The organism is Paenibacillus sp. H1-7 (assembly GCF_022354825.1).
GTDB lineage: Bacteria > Bacillota > Bacilli > Paenibacillales > NBRC-103111 > Paenibacillus_S.
Genome location: NZ_CP031168.1, coordinates 1,583,513 through 1,596,414 on the forward strand (window position 1 = coordinate 1,583,513; position 12,902 = coordinate 1,596,414).

Genomic DNA, 12,902 nt, shown 5'->3' on the forward strand with positions numbered 1-12,902 from the left:
TAAATGCATTTTTTAGCAAAAAAGGAACCGCCTTTGCAGGCGGTTGCGGAGCTTCCCTCGTCAAGCTTCATCTATATACTCATCCTGATCGCTGCCCCAAATAAAATCTTTCGTATAATCGATCCCCGGCTCGCTTGGCTGTTCCTTGCTGCTCAGCTGGGCGATTTCGGTGCTCAATTCTTGCTGATCTTTGGACGGGGTTTGATTGCGCTGATCGGCCATAGTATCCCTCCTTTCTTCCTGACTTGTATACTTTGCCGCCAAGGGCATTATTATTCGATGGCTTAGCCGTGGAGGTTCGAGGGAGGTGGCATGTGGTCTTGTTTTCGAAATGGCTTGAGAAAAAACACGGCGTACATCAAGGCAAACAGTGCTGCGGCTATCGCTTCCTCGGCAAGCAGGTAGTAAGGGTATGGGCCCAAAGCATCCAGGATGGAGGCGGTAGCCGGCTTGTGCATAAGAAACATGTAATTCGATCCGAGCTTCTGATTAATGATCCAGACGATACCGGCGAGTACGTTCAGAAAAATCATAGCGAATCCGACGGATCGCCAAGTTGGCTTGCAGCCCTCGACCCACGTCATATAAAGGGCGGAGAGAATGATGGCGCCATGGACGATGAAAAAATGAAGAAAGCGGAAGTGTGGGAACGGATAACCGAGGCTGGGCGTTAACATGGCCTGTAATGCGCCGCCGATTCCTGCAAAAAACAGCAGCTGATAAAGAAGTCGGCTGCGGGTGACCAGCATGATTGCAGACAGCATGAGCGTGATACTGCACAGCTCAAGGGGCAGCGTGCTCTTAACGTCCCAAGTCCGTTCAAGTGCGTACCACCCATACAGCAGAGCTTCAGGGACAAGGAGCATCACCAGGAGCAATCCGCGTACGGCGGTTTGCCGGGAACGGTTGGCTCGAATCGCGCTTCTGCCGAAATACAGGAGTACTGCGAGCGATACCAGGATAACGATTGCCGCCAGATGGGACGGCGAAAATAGAAGGAATGCCGCCGTGCGCTCGGCAGACCAAAATGAAGCATTCATTGCAATCCCCCCTCTTCTTTTTGTCAATTGATGGGATACATCTGTAGTGTAAGAGAGGGACGCTGCATGGGGACAGTACTAACTTTATGTAGTACCGGGTGATTCACGAACCAGGTTTGTGTGCTACAAACAAAAAAAGCACCCGTAAAAAGGGTGCTCGCTTTCGTATCGCTATTTTTGAAAAGACCTTATTCAACATCGTAACAAAAGCTGAAGAAACAGTATGAGCACAGCTTCCTGGAATTTCGCTTCGGAGATAGCTACAGTTATTTAAGGAACGATTCATTAGATAGCAATCGGATGAAGTTTTACAAGCTATATCATCATATTTCCTGCACAGCGGGCGGATTAAAGCTGCTGCATCGGGGATTTCCCGACAAGCAGGCGGCACAGCAAATCGTCGATTATAATTGCGCCAGCGCCTTGAAATTTGCCCGTTCCATCAATTAACCTGCGGTCCATTCCGGATTAAAAAAATGATGTTCGCCGGAGGCGAAATTTGATACAATTTTACTAGGCAAAATTGAAAGCGTTTGAAATGAAGCGCAGGCCTTTCGTTTTGTACAGCATGAAGGGAGCAGGATGACCGATAATGTCCCGCAATTTTAGAATGAAATGGCTGCGCTATGCTATTTCGGTACTTGTAATTTTTATGATGATAACCTCATACAACATCAAGGTGGAAGGGGAGTCGACCAATCCGCGCTTTGTGTTGATGAGGCTTGAAGATATCGGGCCGGGGGGACAGTACGGTTCGATGGAGCAGCTGGGGAAGCTGAGGGCGGTAATGGAATACTTGCGGGATCAGCACGTAGCATATCATCTCGCGGTGATTCCGCGCTGGCTTGATTTTCCGGCGGACGGCTCTCGCTACGATGTCTCCTTAGACCAGGCTGACAATCCCTATGTTGCCGCTTATCAGACCTTGCTGAGACAGGCGGTCAACGACGGCGCCGTTCTCGGGATGCACGGATACACGCATCAAGTCGGGTTGGTGCGGCGGGATGACGGTCACCATGAATCGGGAATCGGCAACGAGTTTAACGAGACCGACGAGGATTACACGCGTTCCGCTTCGTTTGCGGAGCCGCGGTTGAAGGCAGGGCTCGATATATTAAGCCGTGCCGGGCTGAAGCCGCAATTTTGGGAATCGCCGCACTATCGCTCGACGCCGCAGCAGGATGCGGTGTTCCGATCCTATTTCGGATTAAACTACCAGGCGGACGTGCAGGCCAACCGCAACGCTTCATCCGCGCAATATTTGAATCAACGAAACGCGAGCTACGGCGAGCCGAATATGGGAGCAGCTTACATCCCGACGCCGTATGACTATATTCCATATAATAAGGATGAGAAATTCATTCTGGACCGGCTGGGCCGGACGAACAATATTAATTCCTTTTTTTACCACCCCTTCCTGGAATTCAAGTATTTGATTCCTGTTCTGGACGAGGAAGGCGAGCAGGTTGTCCGGGACGGATTGCCGGAGTTCCGGTACCCCGATCAAAACCGCAGCGTACTGCAAAAGCTGATCGCCGGATTGAAGGAGAAGCGTTACGTGTTCTACTCCATACAGGATTACGTACCGTTCACTCCTTCCCACAGTTTGAAGCTGAAGGATGCAGCTGCAGCTGAGCAGCAAGGACCGAAAGGGCAGCAGGCGCAACCGCAGCCGTCCTGGCAGACGAAATGGATGTTCGGCGATATTACGGGAGACGGGCAGGCGGATGCGGTTAGCTGGGATTTGAAGAGCGGCTCCATTACGGTTGCCGCAGGTGCTTTCGGCGGGTTGCGCAACGAGCCTCAGGGCGCGCCTTCGGTTTGGGGGAATTTATCGTACGCGCCGGGCGCGGCAGCAGCATTGGGGAGCGCGAAGGGAGCGGACAGCGCGAGCCTCTGGGTCGCCCAGCCGAACGGCGTGCTGGAACGGTTCATCCCCGACGGCGGCCGGTTCCAGCTGGCCAATCATTGGCAGCTGGAGGCGAAGAGCTGGGCGAATTTGCAGGTGCTGCCTCAGGCCGGCGGCGACGTGGTAGTGACCGGGCTCTCGGCGGACCGGATGCAAGTGAACGGCTACTGTATATCCAAAGGCGAAGCGAAGCCGCTCAAGCCCTACAAGCTAAAAAGCGAGTGGAAGTACGAGCTGCAGCCGCATGCTATGGAGGATGGAAGCAAAGCGTTGTTTTTGACCAAACCGTCCACTATCGGCGGGTTGGAATTATCCTTCGACAAAGCGTCGCTGTCGTGGAAAGCGAAGCGAATGCAGCTGAACGTGCCGGACGAGGACGGCGACATGCGACTCGGCGATTTTAACGGAGACGGCCAGGAGGACGTGCTGAGGTACCATCCCGAATCATCCCGCTATACCGTATATTTGCGAAAGGGAGCGAACGAGTTTCAATTGCTGTCAACCTTCGGACCTTGGGGGAAGCCGGGGATGAAGCTGATCATTACCGATTTTGACGGGAACGGCAAAAGCGATCTCGGATTGTACGACCGTCAGGACGGATTCCTGGATACGGCGCTTTCATTTGAACACCAATAATCAAGCTAAAGCTTCTAAGAAACGGACTTATTTCTTTTATTCATTTTATACATTCAGCTTGGACCTGGCAGTATGCCGGGTTTTTCTTTTGTCAAACGATTTTTCCCTTGAAAGGGAAAGCTGAATCCATGACAATGTGGATGGTGCCTTGCTTGCAATCAATCAAAGGAGCAGCAGTGAACCACGGGTGAGATCAACCTGAATAGGGTCGGACACATAGACGCACGAGCCGGACTACACGATTTTTTAACTTTGTTTGCAGTACCGATCATTTACGATTTTATCGGATGAATGGCAGGTACGGAGTCAACAAACCGGAGGGGTAGATTCAAGTGAAGCTGTTGAAAACAAGCGTATGGGCCGCATTGCTGGCTATTGGGGTCGTATACGCCATGATAGGCTATTCCAATGAAAAAGAGCCTGAACAAAAGCCGCATGAGCCTGCCGTTGCTGTGGCTCCTTCTAAGGCTCCTACAGCGGTGCCCGGCGCTCTGCCGGCCAGCGGGGAAGCTGCTACAGACGGCTCCGTTATGCCGGAGCCTGTACCGTCGCCTACAGTGCCGGCGGAGAATCAAACGGCCGTATCCAAGCCGGTTATTTATCTCGATCCCGGCCATCAGCGCAAAGGCAATAACGAGCTAGAGCCGGTAGCTCCAGGCTCCAAAGCGATGAAGCCGAAAGTATCCGGCGGAACGACCGGCGTCTCTACGGGGAAGCCGGAATATGTGCTGAATCTCGAGGTGGCGGTGCTGTTGAAGCAGATGCTGGAGGAGCAAGGCATGGAGGTGCTGATGACACGGGAGGAGCACGACGTCGATATCAGCAACAAGCAGCGGGCCGAGCTGGCTAACGAAGCGAGCGCCCGGTTGGCGGTTAGGCTCCACGCCGACGGCAACGAGTCCCCAAAAGCGGAGGGCTTCTCCGTGCTGTACCCTCACCCGAGCGTCATACCCGATGAAGCCGTCCAGGCAAGCAGCCTCAAGGCGGCCGAGCTTATTCACGACGCTCTGAAGGAGAGTACGGGAGCGAAATCGCGAGGTATCGTACCGCGGCAGGATTTGAGCGGCTTTAACTGGTCGACCGTACCGGTGGTTCTCGTCGAGATGGGGTTCATGACGAACCCTGCGGAAGACGTGCGCATGTCGGATCCCGACTACCAGCGCAAGCTGGCGGAAGGAATGGCTCAAGGAATCGTTGCCTATATACAAACTTCTTGACCTGAAGCAACCTTTTGTCTATTCTTGTATTAATTGGATGAGTGATATAATGTCTTGGTGGTGTGAGTATTCATGACAGGGCAAATGATATTGATTGTAGAAGACGATCAGGAAATTCGCGAGATCATGCGAACGTATTTGGAAGCGCATCAATTCCGAGTCATTTGGACGGATCGGGGCGACGATGCCATTCGGCTCGTCCGGTCGGTACAGCCGGATCTGATATTGCTGGATGTGCTGCTTCCCGGCAAGGACGGGTTTGAAGTGTGCAAGGAAGTGCGGCTCATGTCTTCGGCGCCGATTATTTTTGTCAGCTGCAAGCAGGACGAGCAGGATAAGATTACCGGGCTCGCTCTCGGAGGCGACGATTATATAACGAAGCCGTTCAGTCCCAATGAGCTCGTTGCGCGAGTGAAGGCTAATTTGAGGCGGCCGCTTCTGAGCGGAGGCTACACCGACTCATCGTCGAAGCTGCGCTTTGGCGAGGTCGAGATCGATCCTGTCAGCCGAACGTTAATGGTAAGCGGGAATGAAATCATCTTATCCAAGAAGGAATTCGAGCTGCTGTATTTCTTGGCGACTCATCCCGGCCGAACGATCACTCACGAGGAGCTGTTCCGGGAAATATGGGGGCAGGAAATCCTTAACGATACAAGAACCATCATTGTTCATGTGAGCAATCTGCGCAAAAAAATCGAGAGTGACCCCGCCAACCCGAGACACATCATTAACGTTCACGGGGTCGGCTATAAATTTTATATATAACATCCTTCCTTCGGTCCTGCGCAGTGATGCGGATGGATCGAAGGATTTTTTTTCGAGCGGATATGACATAAAAACAAACAGCGGACTGCACAGAAAATAGTCCGTTTTTCACTGTGCTCCTTTTTCCAATGTAATATAATATAACATAAATATCTCATTCCACATTGGTGTTATTGTTCCATATTTAAAGCAGGATAGAGGAGATGAGCGGCGATGTCGTTATTAGAGAAAAAAGTCATCAGCATCGGAACCGTAAGCCAACTGAGCGGGTTATCAATAAGGCAAATCCGGTATTACGAGGAGAGAAAGCTCATTTTTCCCGAACGCACGAATGGGGGGACCCGATTGTACTCTTTCCGGGATGTGGAGAAGCTGGTTGAGATTGTGGAGCGGATGGAGGAAGGCTTTCAAACCTACGACATACAGCAGCTGGAGAAGCGGGCAGTGATGAAGCGGGAGAGCTGTTCGTGATTCCGCAGTCTTGATGCTTTGGCAGCCAATAATTGGGAAACTGCGTACGGGCTCATTCCGTCGCCTAAGAAGCCCCCTCGTCTTTGACGAAGGGGTTTTTGAGTCGGAAACCGGGATTGCGTATTTGGACCTGCTTGCCTATGATGATTTTGTATGCAATTTGTAAACGTAATGGAAGCGGAGGGACAATAAATGAAAGCGTTATTAGTCGGCGTAGGCGGATTCGGCTCCGGATGGTACCGAAGACTGCGGAATCAATACGGCGAGGTGGCGTTGGCGGTTGCCGACAGGGATGAGAGCCATCGCAGCAGGATCGAGGGGGACGGCGTTCCCTTTTATACATCCATTACGGAAGCCATTGAGCAGGAAAAGCCGGATGTGCTTCTGAACGTAACCCCGCGCCATGTGCACAAAGAAATCAACAGCATTGCGTTCGACTACAAGCTGCCGGTTTTCAGCGAGAAGCCGATTGCCGATAATTATGAGGATGCCAAGGCGATGGTAGAGCGGGCGGAGCAAGAGCAAATTCCTTATATGATCGCAGAAAATTACCGCAGATTTCCCGTAGTCCGTAAGCTGAAGCAGCTGCTCGTTGAAGGGACGATCGGCGACATTGTAACGGTGGATGGAGAATTTTACAGAAATCTGGATAAACCGATAGAGAATAAGCTGGATGTGCTGGAGGAGCTTGTCGTTCATCATTTCGATCTGGTGCGCTATTTGACCGGACGGGAAGTCGGCAAAGTGTTCGCAACCTACCGTCACCAGCTGCACATCGTTATGGATATGCAGGCGGGAATTATCGCGACGTTCACCTGTTCGACCCGTTCCAAGGGCAAGCATACGGAGTGGGCCGGCAATTGGCGGATCGAAGGGACCGAAGGCTGTCTCGAGCTCATCGACAGTCAGATCGTTTTGACGAAGGATGGAGAGACGACGCTGTTTAACGAGTTCAGCGATGTGGAGTCCCCCGGCGCTTTCAGCGAGTTCTTGCTTGCATTGGAAGAGGGAAGAGAGGCGGAGACGAGCGCGAAGGATTATTTGAAAAATCAGGCGCTGGCCCACTACACCCGGCAGTCGATCAGGGAAAATCAGATGGTGGACACGTCGTCGAGCTGGGGCTACGGCCCGATGATTGTACGCAATTTTCTTGAGACCGAGTTCAGCGCACCGGGTGTAAGCCATAACGGAAAAGGCTTGACGCTGGGAAAAAGGCTGTTCAGCAAAGCTGACTTCGACACGCCGATCATGTTCCTCGGCTATACGGAAATTCCTCCAGGAGCCTCTATTGGCTATCACGGCCATCGCGAGGATGAGGAAGTATACATCATCTTGGAAGGGACAGGCGTTATGACGGTCAACGGCGAGCAGAGACAGGTCAAGCCCGGGGATATCGTACTGAATAAGCCGTGGTGGAAGCATGGATTGGAGAATAACAGTGAAGAACCGCTTCGCGCTATTATTTTTGAAGTGAAGAAGGGATGAGGAGATGAGCACAGTGCCGCATTCATTGTCTATGATGGATTATCGGGAGCATGTTTCGCGCGGTGACCTGCATTACGAGAAGACCGTGAAGCGAAGCGAAGGCGGATTGCCGATAGGAACGGGGACGATGGGAAGTCTGGTGTGGACATCCCCGTCGGCCGTTAAGCTGCAAGTGAACCGGGTCGATGTGTATGCCAACGATTGCTCAACAAACAGCTTCAATGAGAGACATTCCGACTATGCTTACGGATGCGGCTTTGTCGATATCGATTTTGTCGATTACGGAGCCGATGTGTTTACAGACGATACGATACAGCAGCATTTGAGTCTCTATGACGCTACGGCCGCTATCCAAGGAAACGGGGTACAAATGGAAGCGTTTGCGAAGTCAGGCGGCGACGTGTTCGTCTTCTTGGTGGAGGACCGCAGAGCCGAGCCGCAAGGCATCAATGTAAAGCTGAAAATGCTTCGTCCCGCCGAAGTATTGACCAAGCACCATCTTGCGGTGTCCACACTGAAAATGGTGAACGATATGATCGTTCTGAAGCAGGTGTTCCGCGAGGGAGAGCATTTTTGCTGCTCGGCCGTTGCTATCTGCTTGTCAGGCAGAGACGCGTTAGCCCGCATGAACGATGAATTCGGCGGAAGAGAGCTTGTAGGCAGCTTCCGCAAACGCCCTGTGCTCGGGCAGCCTAACGAGACCGAAATGCGGCTGTGCGTCAAGCCGGGAGCGGGAGCCTTCGAGCTGTTCGTTGCCAGTGCAGCCTCGTTCGACACGGAGGAGGATGTCGTCGCCTTGGCGGTGGAGCGTGCGGAAGCGGCGAGAAGCCAGGGCTATGCCGCGATGCTGGCGGAACACAAGGCATGGTGGAATGAATACTGGAGCAAGTCGTATATTCGCTTGAGCAGTGAAGACGGGACGGCTGAGAAGGTGGAGGCGCATTATACGTACTTTTTGTACCTGATGGCTTCCAATTCCCGCGGCGGACAGTTTGCGCCGAACTTCGGCGGCATGCTCCTTAGTCCTCGCGGCGACCGCCGCCATTGGGGGGCGATGCAGTGGTGGAACAACCTGAATCTGTACTACAACGCGATACTTCCCTCAGGGCATTACGAGCTGATGGAGCCTTACTTCCATATGTACTCGAACATGTACGATTCGTGCGCCAGAGCAGCCGAGCAGCAATGGGGCAGCCAGGGGATTTTTATTCCCGAGGTCGTCTGGTTCAACGGATTGGACAATCTTCCCGACGATATTGCCGAGGAAATGAGAGAGCTGTATTTGCTTCGCAAGCCGTGGGAAGAGCGTTCCGAAAGATTCAAGCAGTACGCCTATTCCAAGCATCCGCACGAGAGCCGTTGGAATTGGAAGTCCTACGAGTCTTGGGAGGAAGGACATTTGGTGTACCCCGACAGGGGATACGGGCCGTACGGCTTCACCACGCACATGTTCGCCAATCAGGTCGGCATTGCCTTCCATTACTGGATGTACTATGAGTACACAAAGGATGAGAGCTGGCTGCGCGAACGGGCTTATCCGATGATCAAGGGCGCGGCGGAATTTTTCCGGCATTTCCCTAATTTGCGCAAAGAAGAAGACGGCTTGTACCATATTTACCATACGATCAACGATGAGAAATATATCGGCGGCAAAGATTCCATGGATGCGATGTCCGCTATGCACGGCATCTTGCCGGTGCTGCTGAAGGCGTCGGAGCTGCTCGGTGTAGACGCTGATTTGCGTCCTGTATGGCAGGAGCTCTACGACCATCTCGCTCCGATCCCGACGAGCGACAATCCGGAGGCGGTATTGCGGACGGAAGAAGGCGCACCCGGCGTCTGGGTTGGCGCGCTGGAGCCTGTGCTTGATAATAAAAGCGGCATCGATCTTCGTCCGGCCCGCTTTTGCAATCTGTGCACGCTGGCCACGGAGGATGAGAATCCTTCCATGTACGAAACCGGCGTTGCATCGCTTCAATTCCAGGAGGAGCGCTTGAACGGCGATTGGGGCCGAAGCGCCTCGGAAATGTCCGCATCGGCGCGCGTATTGGCCGGGATGGGCATGGCGGAGCCGTTTAAGGAGACCGTGCTGGCCCAGCTGGACTGCATTAATGCGGAGAGGGAATACTGCTATATTACCGAGACGGGTCACGTCAAATTTTTTGACAACCGGCTGACGGTTCGCGAGGGCGTGAATGCGATCAGCGCGCAGCGGCTCGGTAATGCGGCCGCGGCCTTGCAGCTGGCGCTATGCCAAAGCCAGCCTGGCGCTCCGGCTAAGGAGCCGGCGATTCGCGTCTTCCCGGCGTGCCCGAAAGGATGGGACGCCGAATTCGCGCTGTGGTGCCACGGCGGGTTTGTCGTAAGCTCGGCGATCCGGCAGGGCGACGTCACTCGCTTGAGCGTCAAGTCTACGCTTGGCGGCGTGTGCCGGATTCACAATCCGTGGAAGGGCGAGAACGTCGCGCTGCACCGCAAGGACGGCAGCTCTGGCAGTTCCAGGGGCTCCAGCAGCTCTGGCAGCCCGATGCGGATGAGCGGCTCCATGTTCGTCTTCGACACCGTCGCAGGCGGGGAATACGAACTGGTTCGGGTCTGACTTGGAGTTGGGGTCAGCTATGGCGGCAACGGTATTTTTGCAGGTATGAAAAACGGCTGCCCTCTTATTTAAGAGGGCAGCCGTTCGTGTTGGGGGAAGCCAGGCAGTTGCAGGTAACAGATCTGATGACATAGCCATTCACGATCTCCCGCAATTTCCAAATATTGTCCAGTGTCCTTTAGTACAAGCGTAGAGAACAAGCTGCCCAAGGACGAGGTGGCGGTCTATCGGACAGAGATTCCGCTAATCCTTGGAATGGGGCTTCTTTTGACGTACGATCGGACAGTGAATCCGCTAATTGCCCATTTTTCAAGCGAAAATAGTAGTTTTTGGCGAAATAAGGGATCTACAGTCCGATCGCATTGAAAATAGTACCATTTTTGGTGAAATAACGGATCTGTGGTCCGAACGGAAATAATCGTGCTCTTCAATAGGTTCGTATATGAGCTCTAGCAACGAAACTATGAAGAATGTGCTTTGCCTACAAGCTAAACGGCTACCCTTGGAAGGCAGCCGTTTATTCGTCATAATGTGCATTTTCACTTCTCACAGAACCTAGAAAATGCTCCAATCGAACTCAGTGGACAATGTCTCCAGCAGATGGACACCGGCCGTGCTGTTGCCCTTGGCATTCAATGCGGGTCCTACGACCCCGATGCCGTATTTGCCGGGAACGAGCGCCAAAATGCCGCCGGACACGCCGCTCTTGGCCGGTAGGCCGACGCGAATCGCGAATGCGCCAGATTCATTATACATGCCGCAGGTAATCATGAACGACTTGGCGATCTGCACGTATCGTCTCGGGATGAGTTGGCGGCCCGTAACAGGATCCGTGCCGTCAAACGCCAGAACTTGTGCCATCCGCGCGAGCTGCGTGCAGTTGACTTCAATCGAGCAGTGCTTGAAATACACTTCAAGCACTTCCTCTACATCTTCCTCGAGCACGCCGTTCGCTTTGAGGAAGTAGGCGAGAGAACGGTTGCGGTGAGCTGTGGCCGTCTCCGAGCGGTAAACCGCATCGTTGTAGCCGATCGTCGGATCGCCGGCCAGCTGGCGGAAGAACGTGAGGATGCGCTCGCTTTTTTCGGCAGGATCAGCTCCCGCAATCAGGGACGAGACCGCTATCGCACCTGCGTTAATGAGCGGATTGAACGGGATGCCGGGGTCGACCAGCTCGAGCTTCAGCATCGAGTTGAAGTTGTCGCCTGTCGGCTCCATGCCCACTTTGGCGAACACGCCGCTTTCTCCTTTATCCATTAAAGCGAGCAGCAGGGTGAACACTTTGGAAATGCTCTGCAGAGTAAACGGAAGAGCAACGTCTCCCGCTGTTATAATTCCTGAAGCGCCGTTCATTATTGCAATGCCCAGTGCGTTTCCCGGTGCGTGCGCCAATTCGGGAATATAGGCGGCTACACGACCTTGGGCTGTATAGGCGCGGCTATCCTCCAGACGACTCGGCAATTCTGTGACTATTCGGTTCCATTCTTCGGTTGCCATCGGGAATTCCTCCAATACAAATATCTCCTACTCTTTTTCGACAAGGATGCCTATCCTCCTCCTGTCTTATGCACATGAAAAGCGAATGGCCGGCATAAATTTTTTACAAAACGCGTTTTGCTGGTTGTTGGGTTGCAGCAGCGAAATAGGCCATTCGCAGGAGGTGCCAGATGGACTTCAACCGGTTATTGAACATACCGATGCAGCACTTTACGAAGTCCGTTCCTTTGATCAATTCGTTCGGACCAATGTTTCCGGCTCTACAAGACGACATTCTCGCGGAATTGCTCGAGATCAAGCCCGAGGAGCGCGTGCTGGACATCGGCGGGGGAGCGCATCCGTTCCGTCGCGCAGATACGGTGACGGAGCCTTTTCTTCATCAATCCTCACACAGGTCGGGGCAGAGCGTCGTTGATCATGTACGCTATGTAGAATGCTTTGCCGAGCAGCTGCCGTTCGATGACCAGTCGTTCGATTTCGCCATCGCACGCCAGGTGTTCGAGCATGTGAACTCGCCAGGGGATGCCTGCAAGGAAATGATGAGGGTAAGCCGAAGAGGCTTTATCGAAACCCCGCAAAAAAATTTCGAGCTGCTCCTCGGCCCGAACCCTTCACACAACTGGTTCGTCACACTTCAGGACGGCGTGCTCTTATTCGAACGCCGAATGTTCATCCGGCATCCGTTCCGGCATATCAGCTTCAGTGCGGTTCCGAGCTCATCGGAAGGCCAGCTGCTGCAGCATCTGGAATTTAAGAATGTGACGAACGTGCAATTTTATTGGGAGCATCAAATCCGCTATGATGTAATTGACAGCGAGGATGGCTTCGATTACCGCAATCAGGAGCACGCCGCTCAGGCTCATCTTGATACTGCGTTGTGTTCGCTCCTGCACCGGGGGATTTTTCTGGAGGCGCGTGAGCATGACGTCAGAGAAGCGGTACGGCTGAAGCCGGGCTGGGCATTGGCGCGTAACACGCTTGGCATTTTATTGTGGAAGCAGCGGAAACGGGTGCAGGCGATTGAGCAATTCGAGACTGCAAACGCCCTGGAGCCGAGAGAGGAGTACCGCCATAACGCCCTGATCGAGCCTTTGGGAGAGGTGGAGCCCATACTGGTCGATTTTGAGGATACGCTTGAAATGGATGAGCGGTTTTATGAACGGTTTTCCCGCAAGGGCTGCTTCCAGATCGCCGACTATTTGTATGGCCCTCACGTCAAGTAAGCGGGTCGGGGGCTCCTTACAAATCGCTGTAAGTTCATTGGAATAAGGAGAGTATGGCGA

At 53.3% G+C, this 12,902-nt stretch carries 11 protein-coding genes; 8 read left to right on the forward strand and 3 right to left on the reverse strand.

Features of this window, described 5'->3' with window-relative positions:
- Window positions 1-60: 60 nt before the first annotated feature.
- Window positions 61-222 carry a hypothetical protein gene (locus tag DVH26_RS07165; RefSeq protein ID WP_239632682.1) on the reverse strand — a complete coding sequence of 54 codons (162 nt, stop codon included), beginning with the start codon at window positions 220-222 and terminating at the stop codon, window positions 61-63.
- A 62-nt stretch (window positions 223-284) separates the two neighbouring features.
- A complete protein-coding gene (locus tag DVH26_RS07170) occupies window positions 285-1,040 on the reverse strand; it encodes a YwaF family protein (RefSeq protein WP_239632684.1) in 756 nt (251 codons plus the stop codon).
- A gap of 300 nt (window positions 1,041-1,340) precedes the next feature.
- Between DVH26_RS07170 and DVH26_RS07175 the strand changes: the two genes are divergently transcribed.
- The 7 genes from DVH26_RS07175 to DVH26_RS07205 all read left to right on the forward strand — a co-directional run bounded on the left by DVH26_RS07175 (window position 1,341) and on the right by DVH26_RS07205 (window position 10,122).
- A complete protein-coding gene (locus DVH26_RS07175) occupies window positions 1,341-1,490 on the forward strand; it encodes a hypothetical protein (RefSeq protein WP_239632687.1) in 150 nt (49 codons plus the stop codon).
- Window positions 1,491-1,632: 142 nt separating this feature from the next.
- Window positions 1,633-3,585 (forward strand): DUF2334 domain-containing protein, encoded by a 1,953-nt coding sequence (locus DVH26_RS07180; protein ID WP_239632689.1) that lies wholly within the window; start codon window positions 1,633-1,635, stop codon window positions 3,583-3,585.
- Between the two features lie 332 nt (window positions 3,586-3,917).
- Window positions 3,918-4,802, forward strand: coding sequence for an N-acetylmuramoyl-L-alanine amidase family protein (locus DVH26_RS07185; RefSeq protein WP_239632691.1), 885 nt, complete (start codon window positions 3,918-3,920; stop codon window positions 4,800-4,802).
- A gap of 72 nt (window positions 4,803-4,874) precedes the next feature.
- The gene (locus DVH26_RS07190; protein ID WP_239632693.1) at window positions 4,875-5,567 is read left to right on the forward strand and encodes a response regulator transcription factor; all 693 of its coding nucleotides are present in this window, start codon (window positions 4,875-4,877) and stop codon (window positions 5,565-5,567) included.
- Window positions 5,568-5,780: 213 nt separating this feature from the next.
- Window positions 5,781-6,038, forward strand: coding sequence for a MerR family transcriptional regulator (locus tag DVH26_RS07195; RefSeq protein ID WP_239632695.1), 258 nt, complete (start codon window positions 5,781-5,783; stop codon window positions 6,036-6,038).
- 192 nt (window positions 6,039-6,230) lie between these two features.
- Window positions 6,231-7,523, forward strand: a complete 1,293-nt coding sequence (locus DVH26_RS07200) for a cupin domain-containing protein (RefSeq protein ID WP_239632697.1) — start codon at window positions 6,231-6,233, stop codon at window positions 7,521-7,523.
- Window positions 7,524-7,527: 4 nt separating this feature from the next.
- Entirely contained in the window at window positions 7,528-10,122 is a 2,595-nt protein-coding gene (locus DVH26_RS07205) for a glycosyl hydrolase family 95 catalytic domain-containing protein (RefSeq protein WP_239632699.1), read from the forward strand.
- Between the two features lie 555 nt (window positions 10,123-10,677).
- On the opposite strand, the gene glsA is transcribed toward DVH26_RS07205, so the two are convergent.
- Window positions 10,678-11,619 (reverse strand): glutaminase A, encoded by a 942-nt coding sequence (gene glsA / locus DVH26_RS07210; RefSeq protein WP_239632701.1) that lies wholly within the window; start codon window positions 11,617-11,619, stop codon window positions 10,678-10,680.
- A gap of 170 nt (window positions 11,620-11,789) precedes the next feature.
- Between glsA and DVH26_RS07215 the strand changes: the two genes are divergently transcribed.
- Entirely contained in the window at window positions 11,790-12,842 is a 1,053-nt protein-coding gene (locus DVH26_RS07215) for a class I SAM-dependent methyltransferase (RefSeq protein WP_239632703.1), read from the forward strand.
- The last annotated feature ends 60 nt before the right edge of the window (window positions 12,843-12,902 follow it).

Coding starts and splice junctions, on each gene's coding strand:
- DVH26_RS07165 (WP_239632682.1), bottom strand. CDS start 222: ATGGCCGATCAGCGCAATCAAACCCCGTCCAAAGATCAGCAAGAATTG.
- DVH26_RS07170 (WP_239632684.1), bottom strand. CDS start 1,040: ATGAATGCTTCATTTTGGTCTGCCGAGCGCACGGCGGCATTCCTTCTA.
- DVH26_RS07175 (WP_239632687.1), top strand. CDS start 1,341: ATGAAGTTTTACAAGCTATATCATCATATTTCCTGCACAGCGGGCGGA.
- DVH26_RS07180 (WP_239632689.1), top strand. CDS start 1,633: ATGTCCCGCAATTTTAGAATGAAATGGCTGCGCTATGCTATTTCGGTA.
- DVH26_RS07190 (WP_239632693.1), top strand. CDS start 4,875: ATGACAGGGCAAATGATATTGATTGTAGAAGACGATCAGGAAATTCGC.
- DVH26_RS07195 (WP_239632695.1), top strand. CDS start 5,781: ATGTCGTTATTAGAGAAAAAAGTCATCAGCATCGGAACCGTAAGCCAA.
- DVH26_RS07200 (WP_239632697.1), top strand. CDS start 6,231: ATGAAAGCGTTATTAGTCGGCGTAGGCGGATTCGGCTCCGGATGGTAC.
- DVH26_RS07205 (WP_239632699.1), top strand. CDS start 7,528: ATGAGCACAGTGCCGCATTCATTGTCTATGATGGATTATCGGGAGCAT.
- glsA (WP_239632701.1), bottom strand. CDS start 11,619: ATGGCAACCGAAGAATGGAACCGAATAGTCACAGAATTGCCGAGTCGT.
- DVH26_RS07215 (WP_239632703.1), top strand. CDS start 11,790: ATGGACTTCAACCGGTTATTGAACATACCGATGCAGCACTTTACGAAG.